Source organism: Endozoicomonas sp. SESOKO2 (assembly GCF_024606245.1).
Lineage (GTDB): Bacteria > Pseudomonadota > Gammaproteobacteria > Pseudomonadales > Endozoicomonadaceae > Endozoicomonas_A.
On sequence record NZ_JAHHPQ010000327.1, the window covers coordinates 1 to 22,468 of the forward strand.

Annotated in this window: 22 protein-coding genes and 1 other RNA gene; 15 read left to right on the top strand and 8 right to left on the bottom strand. The window is 48.8% G+C overall.

Features of this window, described 5'->3' with window-relative positions:
• Window positions 1-232 precede the first annotated feature (232 nt).
• The 4 genes from KDK17_RS07445 (at window position 233) to KDK17_RS07460 (ending at window position 1,949) form a co-directional block, all read left to right on the top strand.
• Window positions 233-400 carry a type II toxin-antitoxin system RelE/ParE family toxin gene (locus tag KDK17_RS07445; RefSeq protein WP_257287750.1) on the top strand — a complete coding sequence of 56 codons (168 nt, stop codon included), beginning with the start codon at window positions 233-235 and terminating at the stop codon, window positions 398-400.
• A gap of 105 nt (window positions 401-505) precedes the next feature.
• A complete protein-coding gene (locus KDK17_RS07450; RefSeq protein WP_257287742.1) occupies window positions 506-886 on the top strand; it encodes a hypothetical protein in 381 nt (126 codons plus the stop codon).
• A gap of 173 nt (window positions 887-1,059) precedes the next feature.
• Window positions 1,060-1,389, top strand: coding sequence for a hypothetical protein (locus KDK17_RS07455; protein WP_257287743.1), 330 nt, complete (start codon window positions 1,060-1,062; stop codon window positions 1,387-1,389).
• An 86-nt stretch (window positions 1,390-1,475) separates the two neighbouring features.
• Window positions 1,476-1,949 (top strand): FKBP-type peptidyl-prolyl cis-trans isomerase, encoded by a 474-nt coding sequence (locus KDK17_RS07460; protein ID WP_257287744.1) that lies wholly within the window; start codon window positions 1,476-1,478, stop codon window positions 1,947-1,949.
• A 64-nt stretch (window positions 1,950-2,013) separates the two neighbouring features.
• On the opposite strand, the gene KDK17_RS07465 is transcribed toward KDK17_RS07460, so the two are convergent.
• The gene (locus KDK17_RS07465) at window positions 2,014-3,612 is read right to left on the bottom strand and encodes an ABC-F family ATPase (protein ID WP_257281019.1); all 1,599 of its coding nucleotides are present in this window, start codon (window positions 3,610-3,612) and stop codon (window positions 2,014-2,016) included.
• A 307-nt stretch (window positions 3,613-3,919) separates the two neighbouring features.
• On the opposite strand from KDK17_RS07465, the gene KDK17_RS07470 reads away from it, so the two are divergent.
• Complete coding sequence (locus tag KDK17_RS07470) at window positions 3,920-4,828, top strand: methyltransferase domain-containing protein (RefSeq protein WP_257281018.1); 909 nt, start codon at window positions 3,920-3,922, stop codon at window positions 4,826-4,828.
• A gap of 217 nt (window positions 4,829-5,045) precedes the next feature.
• Here the strand turns inward: KDK17_RS07470 and KDK17_RS07475 are convergent, their stop codons facing one another.
• Window positions 5,046-5,696: a ChrR family anti-sigma-E factor gene (locus KDK17_RS07475; protein WP_257281017.1), complete on the bottom strand. Its 651-nt coding sequence runs from the start codon at window positions 5,694-5,696 to the stop codon at window positions 5,046-5,048.
• Window positions 5,693-6,250, bottom strand: coding sequence for a sigma-70 family RNA polymerase sigma factor (locus KDK17_RS07480; protein ID WP_257281015.1), 558 nt, complete (start codon window positions 6,248-6,250; stop codon window positions 5,693-5,695). The genes KDK17_RS07475 and KDK17_RS07480 overlap by 4 nt, the downstream gene beginning before the upstream one ends.
• A gap of 177 nt (window positions 6,251-6,427) precedes the next feature.
• On the opposite strand from KDK17_RS07480, the gene KDK17_RS07485 reads away from it, so the two are divergent.
• The 6 genes from KDK17_RS07485 (at window position 6,428) to KDK17_RS07510 (ending at window position 11,773) form a co-directional block, all read left to right on the top strand.
• A complete protein-coding gene (locus tag KDK17_RS07485) occupies window positions 6,428-7,789 on the top strand; it encodes an NAD(P)/FAD-dependent oxidoreductase (RefSeq protein WP_257287745.1) in 1,362 nt (453 codons plus the stop codon).
• Window positions 7,786-8,640, top strand: coding sequence for a DUF1365 domain-containing protein (locus KDK17_RS07490; protein WP_257281011.1), 855 nt, complete (start codon window positions 7,786-7,788; stop codon window positions 8,638-8,640). Before KDK17_RS07485 ends, KDK17_RS07490 begins: the two co-directional genes overlap by 4 nt.
• The gene (locus tag KDK17_RS07495) at window positions 8,641-9,912 is read left to right on the top strand and encodes a cyclopropane-fatty-acyl-phospholipid synthase family protein (RefSeq protein ID WP_257281009.1); all 1,272 of its coding nucleotides are present in this window, start codon (window positions 8,641-8,643) and stop codon (window positions 9,910-9,912) included. It abuts the gene before it with no gap.
• 22 nt (window positions 9,913-9,934) lie between these two features.
• The gene (locus tag KDK17_RS07500; protein ID WP_257287746.1) at window positions 9,935-10,492 is read left to right on the top strand and encodes a DUF3833 domain-containing protein; all 558 of its coding nucleotides are present in this window, start codon (window positions 9,935-9,937) and stop codon (window positions 10,490-10,492) included.
• Window positions 10,489-11,262: an SDR family oxidoreductase gene (locus KDK17_RS07505; protein WP_257252372.1), complete on the top strand. Its 774-nt coding sequence runs from the start codon at window positions 10,489-10,491 to the stop codon at window positions 11,260-11,262. The genes KDK17_RS07500 and KDK17_RS07505 overlap by 4 nt, the downstream gene beginning before the upstream one ends.
• 94 nt (window positions 11,263-11,356) lie before the next feature.
• Complete coding sequence (locus KDK17_RS07510; RefSeq protein WP_257281007.1) at window positions 11,357-11,773, top strand: hypothetical protein; 417 nt, start codon at window positions 11,357-11,359, stop codon at window positions 11,771-11,773.
• Window positions 11,774-11,792: 19 nt separating this feature from the next.
• Here the strand turns inward: KDK17_RS07510 and KDK17_RS07515 are convergent, their stop codons facing one another.
• Window positions 11,793-13,340 carry a cryptochrome/photolyase family protein gene (locus KDK17_RS07515; protein WP_257281006.1) on the bottom strand — a complete coding sequence of 516 codons (1,548 nt, stop codon included), beginning with the start codon at window positions 13,338-13,340 and terminating at the stop codon, window positions 11,793-11,795.
• Window positions 13,341-13,469: 129 nt separating this feature from the next.
• On the opposite strand from KDK17_RS07515, the gene KDK17_RS07520 reads away from it, so the two are divergent.
• Window positions 13,470-14,528 carry a hypothetical protein gene (locus KDK17_RS07520; RefSeq protein ID WP_257281005.1) on the top strand — a complete coding sequence of 353 codons (1,059 nt, stop codon included), beginning with the start codon at window positions 13,470-13,472 and terminating at the stop codon, window positions 14,526-14,528.
• A gap of 53 nt (window positions 14,529-14,581) precedes the next feature.
• Here the strand turns inward: KDK17_RS07520 and KDK17_RS07525 are convergent, their stop codons facing one another.
• The gene (locus KDK17_RS07525) at window positions 14,582-15,304 is read right to left on the bottom strand and encodes a DapH/DapD/GlmU-related protein (protein WP_257287747.1); all 723 of its coding nucleotides are present in this window, start codon (window positions 15,302-15,304) and stop codon (window positions 14,582-14,584) included.
• Between the two features lie 129 nt (window positions 15,305-15,433).
• Between KDK17_RS07525 and KDK17_RS07530 the strand changes: the two genes are divergently transcribed.
• Window positions 15,434-16,051: a class I SAM-dependent methyltransferase gene (locus KDK17_RS07530; protein WP_257252626.1), complete on the top strand. Its 618-nt coding sequence runs from the start codon at window positions 15,434-15,436 to the stop codon at window positions 16,049-16,051.
• On the opposite strand, the gene KDK17_RS07535 is transcribed toward KDK17_RS07530, so the two are convergent.
• The 3 genes from KDK17_RS07535 to KDK17_RS07545 are packed head-to-tail and all read right to left on the bottom strand — an operon-like array spanning window position 16,048 to window position 19,290.
• Complete coding sequence (locus tag KDK17_RS07535; RefSeq protein ID WP_257281003.1) at window positions 16,048-17,133, bottom strand: prenyltransferase/squalene oxidase repeat-containing protein; 1,086 nt, start codon at window positions 17,131-17,133, stop codon at window positions 16,048-16,050. The two genes, KDK17_RS07530 and KDK17_RS07535, sit on opposite strands and share 4 nt — an antisense overlap.
• Window positions 17,126-17,884 carry a class I SAM-dependent methyltransferase gene (locus tag KDK17_RS07540; protein ID WP_257287748.1) on the bottom strand — a complete coding sequence of 253 codons (759 nt, stop codon included), beginning with the start codon at window positions 17,882-17,884 and terminating at the stop codon, window positions 17,126-17,128. The genes KDK17_RS07535 and KDK17_RS07540 overlap by 8 nt, the downstream gene beginning before the upstream one ends.
• A 23-nt stretch (window positions 17,885-17,907) precedes the next feature.
• Window positions 17,908-19,290: a glycosyltransferase family 4 protein gene (locus KDK17_RS07545; protein WP_257287749.1), complete on the bottom strand. Its 1,383-nt coding sequence runs from the start codon at window positions 19,288-19,290 to the stop codon at window positions 17,908-17,910.
• A 531-nt stretch (window positions 19,291-19,821) separates the two neighbouring features.
• On the opposite strand from KDK17_RS07545, the gene ssrA reads away from it, so the two are divergent.
• Together ssrA and KDK17_RS07555 are read left to right on the top strand one after the other, a co-directional pair.
• Window positions 19,822-20,234: a transfer-messenger RNA gene (gene ssrA, locus KDK17_RS07550) on the top strand.
• 597 nt (window positions 20,235-20,831) lie between these two features.
• Window positions 20,832-22,208 carry a hypothetical protein gene (locus KDK17_RS07555; RefSeq protein WP_257281000.1) on the top strand — a complete coding sequence of 459 codons (1,377 nt, stop codon included), beginning with the start codon at window positions 20,832-20,834 and terminating at the stop codon, window positions 22,206-22,208.
• The last annotated feature ends 260 nt before the right edge of the window (window positions 22,209-22,468 follow it).

Genomic DNA, 22,468 nt, shown 5'->3' on the forward strand with positions numbered 1-22,468 from the left:
CCTGACAGATAACAGACAGCAACAGTAGCAACCACAGCGGTGCCGTAAGAAGTGGATATTGAATAATACTTACCTTGCATCCTGATTTACAAAGAGGAAGGATAGATCAAGAAAATAAGAGCGCTTTTCTGTCCAGGACTTTTTGCCCCAGAGCTCCTGTTAAATACCTCAAAAACAAAGGTTTTAACGGAATGGACTCACTCATCAACGACCTGGACGCTGAGTCCTAATGATGCAAAAGATCAACAGAAAAGTCAGAGTCACCCCACGCGCCCGGGACGATCTACAAAATATCGGCAGCTACACGTTACGAACGTGGGGCAAAAATCAGCGAAACCTTTATTTGAAAAGCATTGAAGCACACTTCCATTGGCTTGCTGAAAATCCCCAACCGCAGTAGGACAGCCTTAAGTCCGACAGGCTGCTAGACTGCCCTATGCGGCAATTGCTCCTGCGTTACTCTGGCTCCTGCATCCATGCAGCAGCAGCGAATTGGTCTGAGAATATGAAGAATTACCTGTTTGTAATGATGCTTGGATATATGAGTGTTTTCTCAAACACTGTTTACTCCAATGGCGGCAATGATAATGGCAGCTATGATCATATCGACTACAGTCGAGAACCCATACTGTGGGGTTTATACGATGGGGAAAGCCTGATGAAGACTGTGGTGGCATTATTCAGTACGGGACTTGTTGTTTTTTGGGTGACTCCACATGCATGTATAGGCGCTGTTACAGGATATTGTATTTACTCTGGATCACCCCACGTTAGGGCGTTGAGAGGTGCTTTAATCCATGGAGGCATATCAGCATGTGTATATTCACCCGTAATTGGCGTTAGTGTTTATAAATGGAGCAGAGGTGATGTAGAAAGGGACTACTAGCTCCCTTAGTCTTCGTCAAAGCAGTCCTTGACCGGCCAGTGGCATCGAACAGCGTCGCCTATCAGCACAACCATTTTCCATTAACAAACTTTAATCCACTGAACACAATCTGTTTATCCACAGCCCTCTATATTGGAGCCATGACTAATCCCCCTCTCTTATCGAGGTAAATCATGGAAAAATGGCTCAAGCAATTAAAAAATGGTTTCAATCAAGTTAAGGCTGCTTTCTTTGAGCAGCGGGATGGCGCTGCCATCAGCCCGTTTAAAGCGATTCTGGGCACCGTCATTCTAACGGGCCTGTTTATAGTGATGCTGCCACTGATCATGCTGATCTTTATGGTACAGATGGGGCTGATTCTGGTGGGTATGGTTGCCGTTCTGTTTATGGGTATCCGCAAGCAGAGTGGACAATGGCCCGGAGAGGAAAAACTGGTTAATCCGGAGCCAGAGCCCGCAGAAACTGTCAAGGAAGAGGAGAAAGACCAGAAAAAGCATCAATAATGGAAAGGTTTATGGGCTTAGATTTTTGAGTTGTCGGTCAGGATAGGGTATTTTTCATCGACTTATCCACAGTCCGGGTGATCTTTGTGTCTACTGTTATCTTTATTGTTTTTATCGCTGTCGTGTTGTTCTTTGGCAAACGCCGCATTGATCAGAAAAAGCAACAGGCTCAGGAAGCCCTGGTTCAGGGTCAGGCTTTTCTGGAAAAGAACCAGAATGAAGAAGACGTAATGACCACAGAGTCCGGATTGCAGTATAAGGTTCTGGAAAAGGGTGAACATTCAGATCACCCTGCGGCCACCAGCAAAGTAAGAGTGCACTATCACGGTACGCTGATTAATGGTCAGGTGTTTGACAGTTCTGTAGACCGTGGAAATCCGATTTCCTTTGGACTGAATCAGGTGATTCCCGGCTGGACCGAAGGTCTGCAGCTGATGTCGGTAGGCGACAAGTTTCGACTGTTTATTCCTGCCAATCTGGCTTACGGTAGCGGTGGTGCCGGTAAAATCCCCGGCAACTCTGTACTGATTTTTGATGTGGAATTACTCGGTATCGAATAAACCGTTGAGTCTCGAACAGGGCGGAGAAATCTCTGCCCCATTAGCTATTTGCTCTTCAACAAAATTACTCTTCAACAACACCCTGTTTGCGTAGGTAATCGTCGTAAGTTCCGTGGAAATCGACGACACCATCTTCCGTGATTTCAATGATGCGGGTCGCCAGAGACGATACAAACTGACGGTCATGGCTGACAAAGATCAGTGTGCCCGGGTAGTTTTCCAACGCCAGGTTAAGGGATTCAATGGATTCCATGTCCATGTGGTTGGTAGGTTCATCCATCAGTAATACATTGGGCTTTTGCTGAATCAGTTTACCGAACAACATACGGCCCTGCTCACCACCGGAAATAACACGGACTGACTTTTTGATGTCGCTCTGAGAGAACAGCATACGACCCAGTACACCACGGATCACCTGCTCATCGTCGCCTTCGTTCATCCATTGCCCCATCCAGTCGAACAGGTTCATGTCCTTATCAAACTCGTCGCTATGATTCTGGGCGTAGTAACCGATGTCAGCATTCTCGGACCACTGGATAGTACCGCCCTTGGGTGCCATCTTGCCGGCCAGAGTGTGCAGCAGTGTGGACTTGCCAATACCGTTCTGGCCAATGATGGCGATGCGCTCACCCACTTCAACCATCAGGTTAACGTCATTGAACAGCGGCTTGTCCTCATAGCCCTGAGACATTTTTTCCATCACCAGCGCATTACGGAACAGTTTCTTTTCCTGTTCAAAACGGATGAACGGATTCTGTCGGCTGGAAGGTTTAACCTCTTCTAGCTTGATCTTGTCGATCAGCTTGGCCCTCGAGGTCGCCTGTCTGGCTTTGGACGCATTGGCAGAAAAGCGACTGACAAAGCTCTGAAGCTCGGCAATCTGGGCTTTCTTCCTGGCATTATCAGCCTGCATTCGCTCACGAGCCTGGGTAGCCGCTATCATGTACTCGTCGTAATTACCGGGGAACATTCGCAGCTCGCCATAGTCCAGATCGGCCATGTGAGTGCAAACACTGTTCAGGAAGTGACGGTCGTGGGAAATGATGATCATGGTACAGTCGCGCTGCTTGAGTATCCCTTCCAGCCAGCGGATCGCATTAATGTCCAGGTTGTTGGTGGGTTCGTCCAGCAGCATGATGTCGGGATCGGCAAACAATACCTGCGCCAACAGAACACGCAGCTTCCAGCCCGGGGCAACAGCACTCATTGGGCCGTAGTGTTGTTCCAGTGGAATATCCAGACCCAGCAGCAGTTCACCGGCGCGGGCTTCAGCGGAATAACCGTCCATTTCACCAAACAGAACTTCCAGGTCTGCAACACGCATACCTTCTTCTTCCGTCATGTCTCCCTTGGCGTAAATGCGGTCACGCTCTTCCTTAACCTTCCAGAGTTCAGAATGCCCCATAATTACGGTATCAATGACCGTGTTTTCTTCATAGGCAAACTGATCCTGATTTAGCTTGGCAATGCGCTCGTTGGGATCATAGCTGACATTACCGGCAGAGGGCTCCAGTTCGCCACTGATGATTTTCATCAGGGTGGACTTACCACAACCATTGGCACCGATCAGACCGTAGCGGTTGCCATCACCAAACTTGACGGAGATGTCTTCAAACAGGGGTTTATCCCCGAATTGCATGGTCACGTTAGACGTTATCAGCATAACTGTGTTTTCTCCCTTGGCGATCTGCCGACCAGACACACCCTTTGGATCATTGAATAGGTAAACCGCCAATTATCACACAAACGCACCTTTTTAGTTATTAGAGGTGCTCCATGCTTGTTATGGTTGATACTTATTACTGCTCGCCAGCAAACGACTGCTGCCCCTGAGTTTAAAGGGTGTCACTAGCAGCCTGTCGGACTTAAGGCTGCTAGTAATAGAAGAAGTATCCCTCTAATATCAGCTAGCCGCACGAGCACTGCACGCACATACAGGCTTATCCAAAGGAATCAGTGATTTATATCTTATGACCATTTTCGCATTTCTATCCGGCATCCTGTTAACCTGGCTGGTCATGTCGGGACTGCTATCCCAATTGATCAGTCTTATCATCAGTATCTGGTGGCCGCCTTCTAACGGAGAGCGGGGCATGCTGGCTGATCAGTGGCTTCTTAACAGTGGGGTATCTACCTCTTCAGGCTGGAGGTTAATCGGTTATTGGCGCGAAACTTCCGATTATGGTCACGCCTGCTCCGAGCTGGCCGGTCTTCTTGCCGATAAAGCCTGTCTCTCCAATCAGGACAAAGTACTGGATGTTGGTTTTTCCAGTTACGATCAACTTCTGGTCTGGCTTGATTATTATCAGGTTGAGTCACTCACCGCATTGGCCGAAACGGAACAGCTGCTGGCAGGCGCTCAGGATCAGTGTGATCACTATGATCAGCTAAAGCTGGTAAGAGGCCATGAGCTGGAGCTGGCCAAGCTGGAGGCAGACTCTTTTGACAAACTGCTGGCGCTTGATTGCGCTTACCAGTTTGATAATAAAGCACGCTTTTTCAACAACGCCAGAAAAGTGATTAAGGAAGGAGGCAGCCTTACCTTAACCGATATGGTACTCAGCCGTCCTTTCAAGGATCGTATGGAACGGAGAATGGTCAACCTGCTGGCAAGACCCTGTGGTATCTCTGCGGCAGGCTTGATGGTTCGGCAAAAGTATGAATCCCATCTGAAAGAAGCAGGCTTTGAAAAAGTTGAGTGTGCAGACATCAGTCAGGATGTACTTTCTGGCTTCTGCTTCTGGTTCTCACAACACTATCGACAATTGTCGCCTGTTACCCGTCCAAAAGTCTGGATTCGTTTGAGGTTACTGGTCTGGTTTATCCGCTGGATGCAACATCGGGGATTGCTGGAATATCACGTCATTTCAGCACGATAATGACAGTTATATTTCACTATCCACAGATATTGTGGATAACCTTGTGACTTGTTTTTGGATACATATGGAACCCCCATTAAATAGGGGTTTTTCATTAACTGCTCAAAAAATAACCAGTTAATTCTGCAAATGTTTAAAGGCTGTCGTATAGATTTACCTGACAAAAATGCATCAAGGTTGTGGATAACCAGGGCACCCTTGAGCTAGTGCGCATCACTCAAAGCTGAAAGAAAGGTTGCAGAAGCCTGGGAACGAGACCATTGAATCGTAAAGGTGCATCTGTGGCAATCAGACAAATGCAGTGTTCGCCGGTGTCTGCTACTGGCTGATGCTGGACGTCCGGGTCCAAATCAGCGACATCCCCAGCGCAAAATCGACCCAGCTCATCGGAATAGGAACCCCTCAGTACCATAGTGAGCTCAGAGCCGGTATGCCCATGGGAAGGCATGCAGGTACCCGGAGCGATCTTTAATAATCTCAGGTTACTACCGGACGCTGGCAGGACGAATTGCTTTAGTCCCGGAGCCATATACCGCCAGTGCAGCTCGTCAAGATAATATCCGAGTAAGGGTCTGAAAGGCGCCGGTATATCAGCATCGTTTGGTACATATTGTTCTTCCCTGCTGATGATGGGTACCTGCTCTGTCTCATCAAGTAGAGCAAGAATGTCGTCTTTTGCATGATCAGACATTGTCGCTGGTACCAACTCTTCCAGCAAACTGATACCGACCTGTTCAGCTTCCTGAACCTGTTGTCGGCAATGGCTGCAAACACTCAGATGAGCAGCAACCACAGTAGCAATGGCATCGGGCAGGCTACCTGCGGAGTAACTCATCAGGGTGCTGAGGTCAGGATGATGTGTAGTCATTTTAATTCTCCCGCCTGACTACGAAGTTTGTTGAAAGCCAGCCTCAAGCCTGACTTTACACTGCCCAGTGGCATGTCCATGTCTTCAGAAATTTCACGGTGGCTTTTTCCTTCGTAGTACACCTTGTATACCAGCTGAGCCTGTTGTTGAGGCAGGCTCTTGAGGGCCGATTTGATTTTTTCTGAATCAAACTCTGCCATGGCCGGTTCAAAATGGCTTTCCGGATAATTATCCAACGGTGTCATCAAGTCCGCTTTTTCCTTTCTTAGTCGATCAATCCAGAGGTTACGCGCTATCCTGAATATCCAGGTGGACGCCGTAGATTTACGGGGGTCGTAACTTTTGCAATGTCGCCAGACAGAGAGCATAGTTTCCTGAACCAGCTCTTCAGCCATTTCTCCGTGAGCGCCTTTGGTCATCAAGTGTCTTTTTAATCTGGGGGCAAAAAAGTCGTAGAGGATCGCAAACGTCTGTTTGTCCCGGTAACGGCCCAGATCAACTAATGACTGCTTGAGCTTGTCTGGCGTGTCAGAGTGACTGTTTTCTGAATCCATTGTGCTTCTGTTCAAAGATGGACTTATCATCAGAATATCGTGTGTCCGGCTCATTTGTCTCTGTCTACGTCGATGAGTGTGTTTTGGATCACATGAACGCGAAGCATCTAAAGGTAGTGATCCAAATAAACCACTAAGGCGTAGAAATGATTGAAAATTTTGTTTACAGGCCGCCCTATGACAGCTAAAGGACTCAGCATTGCTGTAATTGGATCAGGCATCAGCGGGCTGTCCAGCGCCTGGCTGCTGTCTAAACAGCACAGTGTCACCCTGTTCGAAAAAGATGATCGTTTTGGAGGTCACAGTAATACCGTGATGGTTCAGGATGGTGATCAGTCTGTACCAGTGGATACAGGTTTTATCGTCTTTAACAATAAAACTTACCCTAATCTAACGGCTTTTTTTGACCATTTGGACGTACCCGTTATCAACACGGACATGTCTTTTGCGGTTTCCATGAATCAAGGGCAGACTGAATATTCCGGAACAGACCTGAATGGTCTGTTTGCCCAGAGGTTAAACGCCGTAAAGCCCGGTTTTCTTAGAATGTTGGTGGATATTTTCAGGTTTTATCAGTCCAGTACGGAGTTGATGAATCAGCTGAATCCATCGGTCACTCTCCGCGAACTGCTCACGGGCCGCGGCTACAGCCAACGTTTTATTGATGATCATTTGGTCCCTATGGGGGCAGCTATCTGGTCAACGCCTTCTGACCGTATGCTGGATTATCCAGCCCTGGCTTTTATGCGGTTTTGCCAGAATCATGGCTTACTCCAGCTGACAAACCGTCCTCAATGGCAAACAGTCAGTGGCGGTAGCAGAGAATATGTTCGCCGCATTTTGGATGACATGGATGGACTGGCCATTAAGAATCGCTGTGTTCGAAAGGTCAGACGCCATATTGACAGGGTTACCGTCACAGATTTGCAGGGCGATATACATGAGTTTGATCATGTCGTCATGGCCTGTCATGCAGATACTTCTCTGTCCATGTTGAGCGAACCCAGTGAGTTGGAACAACTGCTATTGGGATCGTTCAGTTTCCAGCGAAACCGGGCTATTTTGCACAGTGATGAACGACTGATGCCTACCAGAAAAAGAGCCTGGGCGAGTTGGAACTATTTTGGTACCCAAACCAATGAAGGACCTTCGGTCACATACTGGATGAATCGTCTTCAGCATCTGGAAGGCCTCCCTCTATTTGTCACTCTGAACCCTGCTATAGAGCCGGAGTCTATTCATGGTTGCTACCTCTACGACCACCCCGTGTTTGATAGAAATGCCCTGGAGGCACAATCAAGGTTGTGGGAGTTACAGGGCCGCAATCGCACATGGTTCTGTGGTGCCTGGTTTGGTTATGGCTTTCATGAGGACGGTCTTCAATCTGGTTTGGCTGTTGCAGAAGCACTGGGTGGAAAACGAAGACCCTGGTCTGTTGAAAACCAGAATGACAGACTGATCTGGCCCGAACATGGTATCGGCAAAAGGCCGTTCACTCTTGCTACAGAGAGTAGTGTCAGCATCAGGAGGCGGTCATGAAGTCAGCGGTCTATTGGGGACAGTTAATGCACAACCGTATTCGGCCCCGGAAGCATCGCTTCTCATACCGGGTTGCCTCCTGGTTCATTGATCTGGATGAGCTGGACCACCTTGATGGTCAGCTGAAGCTGTTTTCGGTGGAGCGATTTAATGTGTTCTCCTTGCATCCAAAGGACTTTGGTGACGGTTCCGGAAGCTGTCTCAAAACTCAGGTAACCGGGCTTCTGTTGGCGCATGACATAGCGATACCTGAGCGAATCTTCATGCTCTGTTACCCCAGGGTTCTTGGCTACATCTTTAATCCCCTGACGGTCTACTACTGTCTGGACTCAGAGGAGAAACTGTCTGCCCTTATTTATGAAGTGACCAACACCTTTGGGGAACGACACAGTTACGTTATCCCGATAGAAAAGAGTGAGAGCAATAAAGTCAGCTTTCACCAGTCCGCCAAAAAGCAACTTCATGTTTCTCCCTTTTTTGAAACCGATTGTGAATACCATTTTAAGGCACAGTTACCCGATCAAATCCTGAAACTGAGTATTCATCTGCACAATACTAATGGCCGGATATTTGCAGCAGTACTTAAAGGCGAACGACAGGTGCTTAGTGATCTGAACATCCTCAGGCAGTTGTTTGTTCTGCCATTGCAGGCTTTCAAAGTGACTCTGGCCATTCATTGGGAAGCTTTTCGGCTGTTCATTAAAGGGATTCGGGTGATTCGCCATGTACCGAAAGATCGCTTCTTCAGTTGGAGTCCTGGCATCACAAACCGTTGGCATAGCAACCTGAAACGCACAGGGAAACAGACAAGCATGAACGAACAAAAAAAGTACCAGAAACAGGGGGTATAAATGTTGGACATTTCAGGAAAAACCCTGTCGCAGAATGGATTGTCTCCCCGACAGAGTGCGTCAAATGCCCATGACGAAAGAGAACTCTTTCTCAACAAAGCACCTTCCAAAGCCCTTACGTGGCTGGTGAAAAGGCTGGAAAAGGCTTCGCTGAGTCGTATTGAGTTACAGCAAAAAGACAGTCTGTTAAAAGTGGGTGCGCCTCTTAGGGACGTACCGATTGCCAGAATCAGGATTTATCGTCCTTTTAGTATGCTCCTGGCAGCCAACCGGGGCGTTATCGGGCTGGCAGAGTCTTACATGAAAGGGGACTGGGATACACCAGACCTGCAAGCTCTGCTGGACTGGGGAATGTTCAATGAAAAGCAAATAGACAAACAGTTTTCCACAAACTGGCTGTCTCGGAAACTGAATCGAGCCAGTCATCTTTTAAACAACAACAGTCGTTCAGGAAGTCGTCGAAACATTGCCGCTCATTATGATCTGGGCAATGACTTTTATCAGTTGTGGCTGGATCACTCCATGACTTATTCCAGCGCTATATTCAGCAACAACGATGAAACGCTCGAGCAGGCTCAGGCCAATAAATATAATAAGGTACTGAGCTGGTTGGATATAATGCCAGAGCATTCCGTTCTGGAAATTGGTTGTGGCTGGGGAGGCTTTGCCCGGTCATTACAGCAACAGGGGGGACAAAATTACTCTGGGGTGACTTTGTCCGCAGAACAGTTGCACTTTGCCCGTGATTCAGTTCAGCAGGAAGCTGGTTTCAACTTTTACTTGAAGGATTACCGGGATATTAAGGGACAGCATGACCGCATTGTCTCCATAGAAATGTTAGAGGCGGTGGGAGAGAAACACTGGCCCATCTATTTCCAGAAAGTATGTGATGCTCTCAAGCCTGGCGGAGTGGCGGTGATTCAGGTGATTACCATTGATGAAGAGCGCTTCAGAGATTATCGGGCAGAAGCCGACTTTATTCAGCGTTATATCTTCCCTGGAGGTATGCTGCCGACGGATCAGGTAATCCGTGATCAATGTCATCAGGCAGGTCTGGCTATTGAGAATACTTATGCCTTTGGCCGTGACTACGCTAAAACACTATCAATCTGGGCTGAGTCATTCAGACAACGCTGGCCGGAGATTATGACTCTGGGCTTTGACGAACATTTTAAACGTATGTGGTTGTTCTACCTGGCTTATTGTGAAGCCGGCTTCAAGCAGGACAGCATTGACGTGAGACTTTATCGGATCAGTAAGCCGGATTCATGAAGCAGGCAGGGAGGTCTTATTTATGCGGGAAGCACTTCAGAAACGATACACGCAGGATCAACCCGTTCTGACCATTGAGCAGTATTTTCAGGGCATGACCTATGCCAGGGGTGAGTTTGTCGATCGTTTCGGGAACATTCGGAACCACTTTGAAGTCATTATGAAAGGTTGGACAGAAGGCGATGAATTAATACTGGATGAAGACTTTATTTATGAAGATGGCTCGACATCCAACCGGCTGTGGAAAATAAAAATACTGGCTGACAGACATTATGAAGGCCGGGCGAGTGATTTGATCGGCCTGGCCACAGGAAGAAGTCAGGGCAATACCTTTAACTGGACCTATGAAATGAATTTACCCATCAAGGGTATTAACTGGCGGGTTAAGTTTGATGACTGGCTGTTCCTGCAGGAAAATGGCCAGATTCTCAATATTGCTGATGTCAGCAAATGGGGATTCACCCTGGGCACTCTCAACTTTTATTTCAGTAAAGACTGTTCGCTGATCAGCGCATCATCATTGGAAAAGCTGCAGATTCCGGATGCAGAATCTTCCAGCCCTTCAGAGGACGCACAATGAAAAAACGCCGGTCTCTGAAAAACAAGGTGATCTGGATTACCGGTGCCAGTCAGGGAATCGGTCGCCAGCTGGCGTTAACGATGGCCCGACAAGGTGGTACTGTTATAGCGACGGCCCGTAGTTTCGGCAATCTGGATCGGCTGCAGAATGAAGCGCTTGATCTGGACGGTATTATCATCCCTTTGCCCGCTGACGTGACCCGTCATGATGAAGTAATGCGGGCGGCTGAGGTGATTACGACCCGCTTTGGTCAGGTAGATATTGCCATATTGAATGCAGGTACATTCATCAAGACGGCAGGCGTGGACTTCAGATCCAACCATATGCGTCAACACTTCGAATTAAATGTGATGGGCGTTTGCCATTGTCTGGACGCATTAATCCCGATGATGGTGAATCGGCAGTCAGGAACCCTTGCTATCAACGCATCACTGGCCGGGTATCGTGGTTTACCTGCTGCCGCGGCTTATGGTGCCAGCAAGGCGGCACTGATCAATATGGCCGAGTCGTTGTACACTGACCTGAAACCTCAGGGTGTGGATATTAAACTGATCAACCCGGGGTTTGTAAAAACCCCCCTGACGGATAAAAACACGTTTAAAATGCCTTTTTTAATGGATGTTGAGTCGGCAGTGGATGCTATTGTGCACGGTTTGAATGGCAAGCGTTTTGAAATTCGATTTCCAAAAGTGTTTGGCATGATTATGGGGACGCTCAGAGTCCTGCCCTATAAGGCCTATTTTGGTGTGACCCGTCGCCTGCAACAATGAGGGTCTCTTCAGGTTGTGCCAGCACCGGCTCAGCGGCACTCTGTTTCGTAGACACGGGAGGTCGGCCAAAACTCATTAAGAGACCCTATTCCTTATGAAGCTTGCGAAGTATCTTATCTCCCTGATTATTGTTTTAGCTGTCACGGTTTGGCTTGAGGTAAAGGGCTCGTTCACCCCTCTGGTGAGAGAGGATATTACCAAGCCGATATTTACAATCGGTGATACCCGCTATCACAGCGCCCTTTCAGAAGGTAAAAATGTCATCAAATTTGGACCAATGTTCTGGGGTTTATATCCGGGTGGGTTGGCATTTAAATCTGTCGAAGAAGCCATAGCTTTTATGCAAAATAATCAAAGTGAGCAGGATGAACCTTCTTCCGGCTGGGCAGTCTACGAACTGACCGGGGACTTTGAATTGGACACTTATCGATCACACGAGTACCGTTATTTAAATCAATCGTTACTGGTCAGGCAGCGAGTGATCCACTCTTCAGCCATGACAGAGCCCTAAACTCTGAGGCTGTATCGAACTACAGCCTGTTTATTTTCTTCAGGTACGCCTTCGCCTGACGGGTGATGACAGCCTGATCATCGACGGACTGCTTGTCCCAGTTCTTGTAGATCATGCCGAGCCTGGGGTTCTTGCTGAGTTGCGCTCTGTGTTTCACCATAAAGTGCCAGTAAAGGCCGTTGAATGGGCAGGCTCGCTCGCCGGTTTTTTGCTTCACATTGTAGTAACAGCTTTTGCAGTAATCACTCATTTTATTGATGTAATGACCGCTGGCGGCGTAGGGTTTTGAAGCCAGCAAACCACCATCTGCAAACTGACTCATACCACGGGTATTTGGGAGCTCCACCCACTCGATAGCATCCACATAAATGCCCAGGTACCACTCGTCAACCTGACTGGGGTCGACGCCAGCCAACAAACAGAATGTGCCTGTGATCATCAGTCTCTGGATATGGTGGGCATAGGAATAATCCAGAGACTGACCAATAGCCTCCTGAAGACATGTCATTCGGGTTTCGCCGGTCCAGAAAAAGTCCGGCAATGCCCGCTTAGCTTTGAAATAGTTGAGAGAGGAATACTGCGGCATGTTGACCCAGTAAATGCCCCGGACGTACTCTCGCCAGCCAAGAATCTGTCGGATAAATCCTTCAACCTGAGCAATGGAGATGGACTCCGGGTCTGCCTGCCAGGCTTTGACTGCAGCTTGAATAACCTGCACAGGGGTCAGCATTTTACTGTTCAGGGCAAAGGACAGACGGGAGTGGTATAGGCTCCATTTTTTGTCACTCTGGTGAGTCATAGCGTCCTGAAACTGTCCGAACCGTGGAAGCCCATGCTGACAGAAGTAGCGCAGCTGTTTGAGTGACTGCTGCCTCGTAATCGGCCAGATCAGGTCTGGAGTGGCCTTACCAAAGTATTGAATATTGTGTCTATCCAACCTTTCCAGAATCGTTGTCACTGGATTGCTGAATATCAGGGGTTCAGGGATTGCCTGGAGATCACTGACTTTAAAAGACTTGCGATTCTCATGGTCATAATTCCACTGACTGCCCTCTGGCTGGTCTCCGTCCATCAGAATGTCGAATCGCTTTCGCATCTTGCGATAAAAATGCTCCATTCTTGTGGCCTTCCCCTGGCTGAAATAGCTCGAAATCTCATCAAAGGGCAGAAAAAAGTGTTCGCTATCGACTTCTTGAACACCAGCACCGATATCCATGCCCTGCAACTGCCTTAAAAGCCGGTATTCATCGGCTCTCTGGTATTCGAACTGCTGAATCTTGTAGGTTTTGACCAGCGAATGCAGAAGAGATGGCAAATCCTTGTATTGAGCCGTCTCATCGAGCGTTAAATGCAAAACCTCATGGCCGGATTTTGCCAGCGCCGCGGCAAAAGCCTCCATAGCTGCAAAGAACGCACAAATCTTCTGCACATGATGCTTGACGTAGGAGGCTTCCTGATAGAGCTCTGCTATCAGATAGAGGGTATCCGGATCTTTGTTTCGGAACCAGCTATGGCCAGCGTATAGCTGATCTCCAAGGATTAGTCTCAGCGTCGAATAGGATTTCATAAAGCCCTCGCTAACATCGGTCTACTCTGATCCTTGCCTTTAATGCCCCGTTAGGCAAGGGGAACTATTTCACCCTTAACCAGGTCTTAATTATTAATAAACGGATTTAAAAACAAGAGGAGTACCATTATGAAGTATCTAAAGATGTGTCTATTGATTCTGGCTCTGCCCCTTCAGGCTTCGGCAGAAGAAATGAACCAGGAAATGATTCATTCAGCCGCCACAGCCTACGGCCTCGATATTTCAGGCCAGTATCCTTCAACTGCTGAAGAGAACAGAGCTTCTGCCATCCACGAACAAATGCTCGCTGCGGGAGTCATCGGTGACGACCACACGGTGGACCGGGCTTTTTCTGAAGCCTATACAGCGCTTGGAAGTAAGAAAGCAAATGAAAACTTTTCTCAACTGTGTGAAGCGTACAAACTGTCAGCCTCTGAGAATAAACCCTCTGCAGAAGACGTACTGAATGCCATGAAAGCTCTGGAGTTTGGCAGACACTTCAATGCGGGCATTGAAGCATCCAGAAACAGAGACGATGGTTTCGTGCTTCACAAAACACCTTCCTTCATTAAAAAAGGTATCAAGGCACTCCTGCCCTCCCATTCAAGGAGTTTCAGAAAGCTGATTGAGCACAGCCATGCCAGAACCATGATTTTCAATATCAATAAAGACCTTGCCAATATACTGGGCATCGGTTCGAAGGCTCGTAATGATCAGGTTAAAGACATCGTCGGCTTTGCCATGAATAGCAAAGATTCACGACTCATAAGGAGTAACGCCGGGAATGCCGAAGGCATGAGTAAGGGGTTCAATGCCGTAGCCGGTGGAGCTGGTTTGCAACTGAGTAAAGTAGATCCTGGAAAAGTCGTCAGCCATTACAGTGGCAAGAGTCAGGCAGATGTGATCATTGCTGCCGTCACAGAGCATGCTGCAAAGCATGAAGACATTGTCTATCTGCTGGCATTCTACGGACAGTCCAAATACCAATATTTCACGGTCAGTATCTCCAGAGGGTTCATCAACATTACCTTTGCGGCTGATGATAACAGACCGGTTCCGGTCATCATTACTTCAATGCCCGCAAGCAGAGTCGATTATTCAACAATGGCTGCAGCCATTGATGACTTCATGAGAGGCAAGGATGAAGTGCCGGATCTGCTGGGTATCTGGAGAATGGCTGACCAGTAAAACAACTTGATTCCGGGCTAATTGTCCACAACAACCCTGGCAGGGCGTCTCAGTTAATCCCCCTTTTTGGGAAACAGCTTGTGACGAGCCCAGCCTCTCAGGGTATTCGCCCCTAAAACGTAGTGATCCAGTTCTTCCTGCATGTAAAGGAAATGATCGCTATCGCGAAACATAAATTCTCTTTTCAGCATCCGGCGATGGGGGTTCAGCTTTTTGATGACTTTAGCCGGGTTGCCTCCCACTACCGTATTGGGAGGAACGTCTTTCACAACCACAGCGCCTGCTGCCACGACACTGTTCTCGCCGATTGTGATGCCTTTGCCGACTTTGGCACCATGCCCCAGCCAGACATTATCTTCCAGAACAATGGGTTTGCTGCAGCGGAATGGTCGCAGTCGGTTATAGAGACCGTGCCAGTCACTGTCGGACAGGTAGCAATCGGCGGCTAACATACAGTTGTTACCAATGGTAATACTGGCTGCTGAAGAGATAGTTGTTCCCGGAGATATCAGACAATGATCACCAATTTTGATATCGCCCTGAATGCCCCGACCGCTCCAGGTGGAAAGACTGACCGGGTTATGACGGATACTGATCAAGTGGACAAAACGACCGATGGAAATACCGGCGCCATGAACATTGACGGTAGAAGGATGGACCACCATCGGGTGCTCACCCAAGTGTTCAAAATGTTTGCTGAAAAAGTGCCGGATATAAAACTGCTGCCAACGGTCTGAGAGCTTCTTGATCCAGAAAGGTTTATGATTTTTACGCACTGCTCGAGCCTGATTTGTTATTATGCCTTTGAAGCCAGTCGCCTGACTGAACTACTTCCGACGTATAAAATGAAAAAACGAACTACATCTTTACAAACTGATTCAATACAAACTGATTCATTAAGAACTATGCCTGTACAACTGCCACTCAATATCGATTCTGTTAAAGGCTTTCTGGCTCCGGACGAAGGCGAAGCACTTCACCAGTTCGCTCTGGAAGCCAGTCAGCTGGGCCCCTGTCTGGAAGTTGGCAGTTACTGTGGCAAGTCTACGGTCTACCTGGGTGTTGCCTGCCAGCAAAATAACAGTGTGCTCTATGCCGTGGATCACCACCGTGGGTCAGAAGAGCACCAGCTGGGGGAAGAGTATCACGACAGTGATCTCTACGATGCCAGCATTCAACTGATGGACAGTTTTAAAACGTTCCGAACCACCATGCGTGAAGCCAGACTGGGCGATACGGTTGTCCCTATTGTTGCTCCTTCTGCTGTGGCAGCCCGTCACTGGGCCACCCCTCTGGGCATGGTGTTTATTGACGGCGGACACAGTGAAGAAGCGGCCCAGACGGATTTTCGCAGCTGGGTCAGCTTTATCAAGCCCGGTGGCATTCTGGCAATACACGACATCTTCCCTAATCCCCAAGACGGTGGGCAGGCTCCTTACAACATCTGGAAGCTGGCGAAAGCCTCCGGATTGTTTGAAGAACTACCCATGGTCAACACGCTGGGGTTATTCCGCCGCCGTTAACTGTTAACGGCTGCCAGGGCCTCTTCGGTTTCTGGCAGTTCCGGTTTTATTTCCAGACTTGATTCCAGAAATAAACGGGAAGCGGCTGTGTACTCGGTTAGAGCATCTGCTGCCAACAAAATAGCACCGGCTGTCCAGGTCGTTTTCTCTAGCGGCCAGATCACGTCTTCGACGTACTGATAGCCCGTCCAATAGCCGCCATCACTGTCACGCCAGTTGTGCAACCAGCTATAGAGCTGAGTGGCTTTCTGCTTTTCACCCGCGGCCAGGAGCGCCATGGTCAGCTCGCAGGATTCGGCAATGGTGACCCAAGGTTGATCGCTGACACAGACACAGCCCATGTCCTTGCGGACAAACTTGTCCCAGAATGTCTGGATTCGGTCACGAGCTTCCTGACCACGGAAGACACCGGCCAGAATCGGGTAAAACCAGTCCATGGAAAAGCGCTCTTTACTTTCCCAGGTGCGGTCAAAGTTCTCAGGATGATACTTCAGAGCCTGTCCCAACTGTTGCCAGGCGTCGTACCATAGCTCAACCTTCTTGTTCAGGGTTTCAGCGATCTGAATGGCGCATTCCAGACTTTTCAGAACCGAAGAGCAACCTGTAATCAATGCATCCCTGTCTGGCTGCCCCTCTTCCATGACGGCCCAGTAGATCTCTCCTGTAGGCGCCTGATGTCGTAGTACGAACTGGATAGCAGCCTCGATCATTGGCCAGTTCAGTTCTAAAAACCCGGTATTTTGACTAATCAGGTAGTGATGCCAGACACCGGTCGCCACATAGGCGACAAAGTTAGTTTCTCTCTTGTCACTGTATGAAGGCTTGCCGTCCTGATAGTTGGCATACCAGCTGCCATCTTCCAGCTGTTCTTTTCGCAGCCAGTCATAGGCGCTTTCAGCTTCAGGATAATGACCAATGATACTCAGCCCCATGGCAGCTTCAGTATGATCCCAGGGGTCCAGCTTGCCACCGGCAAACCAGGGAATGCTGCCGTCTTTCTGCTGTATGGAGAGAATGTAGTCTGCTGTCTTGTTGAGAAAATCTCTCGGGAATAGTCCTTTGGTCAGCAGCAAGCTATCCATAAAAGACCTCCTTGTTGGTATCGCTGGATTTACCTCTGCCCGGCTCCCACTCGAAGTACATCACTACACTTTTTCCCATGACCGGATCCAGCAGCTTTTCGGTCATTCGGGTTACCTTCGGCTTTTCCATAAGATCCCATACCAGCAGCTTGTGATAGTGATCGACCAGTTTCGAAGGCTGCTCCCATTTCCAGCACTTAAGCCACCAGTAGGGAACATGCAGGGCGTGAGCCCAGTGCCGTGAATAACGACGCCAGCCCAGCGATTCAATATCATGTCGAAGGTGTGTGGCGTTAAAGATGCGTATATGACCGCCTTCAACCTCGTGATAAGCCTTGCTCAGTCGCCAGCAGATTTCTTCCGGCCAGGCTCTGGGCACACTGACTGCCAGCAAACCATCAGGCTTCAGTACCCGTTTGATTTCGGCCAGCACCCCATGGTAATCAGGGATGTGTTCCAGCACTTCGGAACAAATAATCTTATCAAACGTGCTGTCTTCAAAAGGCAGCTTCAGAGCATTGCCTTGAATAAAGCGAATACTGCGACCGTCTTCTGCCCCCTGAAGGAATTGAACAGATTCCTGCTGTCTGCCACGGGCTGTTTGCAAATCTTTTTCGCACAGGTCAATCCCTGTTACATCCACCCTGGCCTCCAGCCAGGCTGCAATGGAATGACGGCCCTCACCGCAACCCACGTCCAGTACTTTATCGCCATTGCGTAACTTAAGACGATTAAAATCAATGGTTTGCATCTTGTTTCAGTTATCCTCGGGCATCACCCGCTGACAGCGGTCCGCTGGCCAAGACCAGCATCGGCAGCCACTGTGTCTTTCAATTCTTCGGGTTCTTGTTCAGTGTTCAGCAGGTTCAGGTAATACTGGCTGAACTGTCTGGCGGCTACTTTCCAGCAGAAAGTGTCCAGAATTCGCTGCCGACCAAGCTGACCGTATTCAATCCGCTTATCAGGGTGTTCCAACAGCGTCCGCAAGGCTTGTGCCAGGGCTTGGCTGTTGCCAGCCCGGACAATCAGGCCTGCATCTCCCAGGACTTCGGGCAGGGCTCCGCCATCTGAAGAAATCACAGCACACCCGCAGGACATGGCTTCTCCGGCTGGCAGCCCAAAGCCTTCATAGAGTGAAGGGGATACGGCAATGGCGGCTTCAGAATAGTACTCCACCATTTGTTCAGTGGAAATGCCGGATACAAAGGTTACCGCTGAGCCAAGATTCAGTTGTTTCAGCTGCTGCGCTGTCTGACCCTCTTTATTCAGTTTGCCTACCACCAGAAGTTCCAGCTCAGGATAGTCGGGTTTTAACGATGCCACGGCTTCCAAAAGGTATTTTAAGCCTTTCAAAGGCTGGTCCGCAGAGGCCGTAGTCATAATTCTGAACGGCTTGCGTTCAATATGGGGTTGAGGACTGAAGGTATCGGTATCAATCCCGTTATAAATAAGACTGATATCGTTAGCCGGACGGTCAAAGGCTTCAGCAATATCGCCCCGGGATTGTTCCGAAACGGTAACGATATGCTTCAGTTCACGAACCACCCTGCCTTGCATGGTCAGAAAGGAATACCAGCGACGGATCAACAGACGATGCTTCCAGTCAGGTGCGGCACCCAAAGCCAGCTCTCTGTCCCGGGTTATGGGATGATGGACAGTGGCTACCACGGGAACACCCTGATTCTGCAGGTCCAAAAGGCCGTAGCCCAAACTCTGGTTATCATGAATAATGTCGTAGTCATGACCGTTTTTACGCAAATATTTCACAGCACGACGGGTGAATGTATAGGGCTCAGCAAACCCTCCGGTCAGCATGGCCCACCATTCAAAAAAGTCAGACCAGGATTTCAGGTGTCTGGGTCTCAGGGCTGTTACATGACTTTCAAGACTGAACAGATCCAGGCTGGGGATTTCAATCAGGCCCACCCGGGGGTCAAGATCCGGATAGGGAGGGCCGGAAATAACATCTACCCTATGGCCTGCTTCGACCAGAGCCTTGCTCAGGTACTTAAGGTAAATGCCCTGACCACCTACGAAGGGATGGCTGCGATAACACAGCAAACAGATTTTAAGTGATCTGGCAGGTTGTTCGGACACCTCGGACGACAGGGAGCTGGCTGTCGTCAGTGTGTTGGGTCGTTTTTCTTGTATGGTCATTAAATAACCTGTCACCAGACTGGATTATGGCTAGAAACAGCATTGGTTGCTGAATGTGACGGGACAAAGGCCACCATTTTCTACCCGTATCATTTATGCGGGTGAGTCCTTTCTGTCAGATCTGAACAGGGTACAGTCAGGATTTATGCTTTAAACGTCCAGATGAACCACAGCGCCTGCCGGACTCAGGTGAACTGTTTGAACCCCTGTGTACCGTCCACCCTGAAAATAGTGCGTGGGAACATCATCAGACGCTGAGAGTTCACCACTGATGGGTTGCGCCAGGGTTGAGGGAAAATAACATAAACTGAAGCAAGCGTGAAATGACGGATACTTATCAAGACTTAATCGCTGAGGGTCATGTTCACTGTTGCCTGCGGCCAACTTCTTTGCGCATATAGAAATGCTTTGAGCCAGATATGTCAATCTGGTGGGATAGACCAAACTTCAAACCTGTGAAGCTTTCATATAAAAAATTGTCTTAATTCTATGGATAGCCTATAACTAAATGATCCAATGGAGTTTTGATCCGGGGGCGATCTGGATTCGACGACGGTATCGAAACCTTAGGTGCATGCCGAGGACGTAGTGGTTCTCGTTAATCAAAACACTACAAACCTTATAGTTGCCAACCTGGTAGCTCTTGGAGACGCTCAAAACGAACTCTTCGAAGAAGAGTTTGCATTTGCAGCTTGATCGTAGCTAAACCCTACGAGTCTCCCAGTCTGTCCGGCTCGTCTACTGGCCGGATTTCGGACTGTCATCGTAAGTAGACTCGCGAGGCCCGGTATGCCTGTGGCTGGCCAGCTAAAACGTAACAGGATCGCTCGGTAGAACCCCGACCGCTGGGTCGTTATCGAGTTAAATCCAAAGGCGGATCTAAGCATGTAGAGCCGAAGGCTGAGAATCGGCGGACGCGGGTTCAATTCCCGCCGCCTCCACCATCTTGTAAATAGCCCTGATGAGCCCTCACCAGCCATTAGGGCTTTTTATTAGCCCGCAACTTTATTATCAAGAAATTAGAGCTGATACGGGTAATTGCATACCAGAGCTCATCCTTAGGATGCTAAAGAGCCAACGCTCGCCTGGTATCGACATGCGTTAGCCGCCGATTGGAGCGTGCCAGCTGATTTGACATCCTCTCGCCCCTCAAGGAGCGAAAGGATGTCAATAAAGCAACTGATAGACTAATTCAGTTCCTATTGTGGGAACCAAACCATCGTCCCACAACACCACCAAACAAAAGCCCTGTAGATTCTTTATTTACAGGGCTTTTTCACATTTGGTCAGACAGTTTTTCTTCAGGGGGAGGCCGGAGATTGGTCAAAAATGATTTTCGGCTCATTCGATAACTATGAATTTTGGGGAACTTACATGAGTGTTCTCATTAACCGGCCACCCTGAGCGTCAGCCTCGCTTTGCGCGGGAACGAGATATATAGGTGATTCAGCTTCCAATTAAGCGCAGAAAACACTTATTTTCTTGATCTATCATCATCTCAATCTACCCTTGTTCCCTAGAAATCAGAATGCGCGGATAGAATGATGAACAACTCACTCTTTGCGGCATTGTTTATACTGCCGGTGTTGTTAACTATCGTCTGTCAGGCTGACTCCTCGAAAAGGTGTTTTGTTGTCGATTTTCATCAGGATGATGCAGGTTCTTCGATCCAGAGCGTTTCTATAAAAAGTAACCTCGATACTCTGTCGTACAACCCTTCAGACATTGCCGACACAAGCGGTTATGTGGGGTTAGATTTTTCGCCTGATGATAAACCTTATGGACTTAACGGTTACGGATTAAAAACCACCCTTATTGAGTCAATTTCGTGGCCATTGATTTACGCCTCTCATCTGCTGGTGGCTTACGAACTGATGCTGAGCAGCCACGAAACCTCTCTGAGCGCCAAACCTTTTTCATGGCCACCTGTAGAAGCGTTTGTTGTTATTGGCTGGCTTTTGAAAAACGATTGGAACTCCGATTCGTCACTGTTTATCCCGATGGATCAACAGGAGGCCAGTCAGGATGAACCGTTTACAATCACCACCATGATGCTCCCCGGAAACAGCCAACAAAAAAATAACCAACAAAACCAGCCTTCAACATCATCCGGTCAGCAAGCCACAGGAGGGGCAACCAGCACCCGGACTACAGTCTTTGCCAGCGGCTCCCAGTCTTCTGGCTCTGGCGACGATGACAAAAACCCCGGACCACACCGGCATACTTTCGATAACAATTGTCACTTTGGTTCCTGTCATGGCGTTTGCAAACTCCGATCACCATCCGTTGGTGGAGAGTCCGCCAGAGGGCCGGTGAATTCCGTAGCCAGTTCAGCAAGCCTCGTCACAATGGCAACATTCACACAGAGCAAACGCCCTCCCTCAGCAGTCCCATTCGCGCAACGTGGGACAGCCAGTAAAACTTGTAAATGTGAAGTTACTGATCCCACCAGGCCCTTTGTCTGTGAAGTGCTGCTGAAATTGGAGAGTGGCGAACGGCTGCCGTGCGGGGTGCGCTTCAAGCATAGAGAGATGCTGACATATCACCAAGAGAAATACCACACTCCGCTACGATTCTGTGATGTGATAGTGGTTGGGGGTAATGGTGAACAGCGAGTATGCGGGGAAGTCTTCAAAATGCCAGAGCAGCAGCGTCACAACAGGAGATACCACGAAGGTGAAGTAAATATCAGATGGTCGAGCCCCGATAGAAGCTACCAGGTTCTTGGGTCAGTATTCTGTGACGTGATCGTATACTTGCCGGCTCACGATTACGAGAGAGGCGTACGGGGAACATCGCAGCAACTATGCGGGCAGATCTTCGCGACTAACGAAAGTCTGCGTCGTCACAGAAGTAGTTGCCACCGGGCATCCCAATCCAGATGGAAAGGTATAAGGAGGAGACCACCGATGGAGTAATGAAATTTTTCCACGAAATCAAAGAAACCACGCCTGCAAACAACTTGCCACCGGACAGAGCTGACTGAGTTCGCTGACAGGTGCGCAAAACCCAATAAAAGACAGCCACTTCCCTTCGTTTTCGGATTTTTAACCATGTAGCGTTCATCGGCTACGTTTTCTAGCAGCCTGTCGGACTTAAGCGTCCGTAGCGAGGATTGCAAGAAATTTTTATCCTCAATTTATTGCAACCGCAATAGGACAGCCTTAAGTCCGACAGG

Excerpts from the sequence above, each read along its gene's own strand:
- KDK17_RS07445 (WP_257287750.1), top strand. The coding sequence starts at position 233 with ATGCAAAAGATCAACAGAAAAGTCAGAGTCACCCCACGCGCCCGGGAC.
- KDK17_RS07450 (WP_257287742.1), top strand. The coding sequence starts at position 506 with ATGAAGAATTACCTGTTTGTAATGATGCTTGGATATATGAGTGTTTTC.
- KDK17_RS07455 (WP_257287743.1), top strand. The coding sequence starts at position 1,060 with ATGGAAAAATGGCTCAAGCAATTAAAAAATGGTTTCAATCAAGTTAAG.
- KDK17_RS07465 (WP_257281019.1), bottom strand. The coding sequence starts at position 3,612 with ATGCTGATAACGTCTAACGTGACCATGCAATTCGGGGATAAACCCCTG.
- KDK17_RS07470 (WP_257281018.1), top strand. The coding sequence starts at position 3,920 with ATGACCATTTTCGCATTTCTATCCGGCATCCTGTTAACCTGGCTGGTC.
- KDK17_RS07475 (WP_257281017.1), bottom strand. The coding sequence starts at position 5,696 with ATGACTACACATCATCCTGACCTCAGCACCCTGATGAGTTACTCCGCA.
- KDK17_RS07480 (WP_257281015.1), bottom strand. The coding sequence starts at position 6,250 with ATGGATTCAGAAAACAGTCACTCTGACACGCCAGACAAGCTCAAGCAG.
- KDK17_RS07485 (WP_257287745.1), top strand. The coding sequence starts at position 6,428 with ATGACAGCTAAAGGACTCAGCATTGCTGTAATTGGATCAGGCATCAGC.
- KDK17_RS07490 (WP_257281011.1), top strand. The coding sequence starts at position 7,786 with ATGAAGTCAGCGGTCTATTGGGGACAGTTAATGCACAACCGTATTCGG.
- KDK17_RS07495 (WP_257281009.1), top strand. The coding sequence starts at position 8,641 with ATGTTGGACATTTCAGGAAAAACCCTGTCGCAGAATGGATTGTCTCCC.
- KDK17_RS07500 (WP_257287746.1), top strand. The coding sequence starts at position 9,935 with ATGCGGGAAGCACTTCAGAAACGATACACGCAGGATCAACCCGTTCTG.
- KDK17_RS07505 (WP_257252372.1), top strand. The coding sequence starts at position 10,489 with ATGAAAAAACGCCGGTCTCTGAAAAACAAGGTGATCTGGATTACCGGT.
- KDK17_RS07510 (WP_257281007.1), top strand. The coding sequence starts at position 11,357 with ATGAAGCTTGCGAAGTATCTTATCTCCCTGATTATTGTTTTAGCTGTC.
- KDK17_RS07515 (WP_257281006.1), bottom strand. The coding sequence starts at position 13,340 with ATGAAATCCTATTCGACGCTGAGACTAATCCTTGGAGATCAGCTATAC.
- KDK17_RS07520 (WP_257281005.1), top strand. The coding sequence starts at position 13,470 with ATGAAGTATCTAAAGATGTGTCTATTGATTCTGGCTCTGCCCCTTCAG.
- KDK17_RS07530 (WP_257252626.1), top strand. The coding sequence starts at position 15,434 with ATGCCTGTACAACTGCCACTCAATATCGATTCTGTTAAAGGCTTTCTG.
- KDK17_RS07535 (WP_257281003.1), bottom strand. The coding sequence starts at position 17,133 with ATGGATAGCTTGCTGCTGACCAAAGGACTATTCCCGAGAGATTTTCTC.
- KDK17_RS07540 (WP_257287748.1), bottom strand. The coding sequence starts at position 17,884 with ATGCAAACCATTGATTTTAATCGTCTTAAGTTACGCAATGGCGATAAA.
- KDK17_RS07545 (WP_257287749.1), bottom strand. The coding sequence starts at position 19,290 with ATGACCATACAAGAAAAACGACCCAACACACTGACGACAGCCAGCTCC.
- KDK17_RS07555 (WP_257281000.1), top strand. The coding sequence starts at position 20,832 with ATGATGAACAACTCACTCTTTGCGGCATTGTTTATACTGCCGGTGTTG.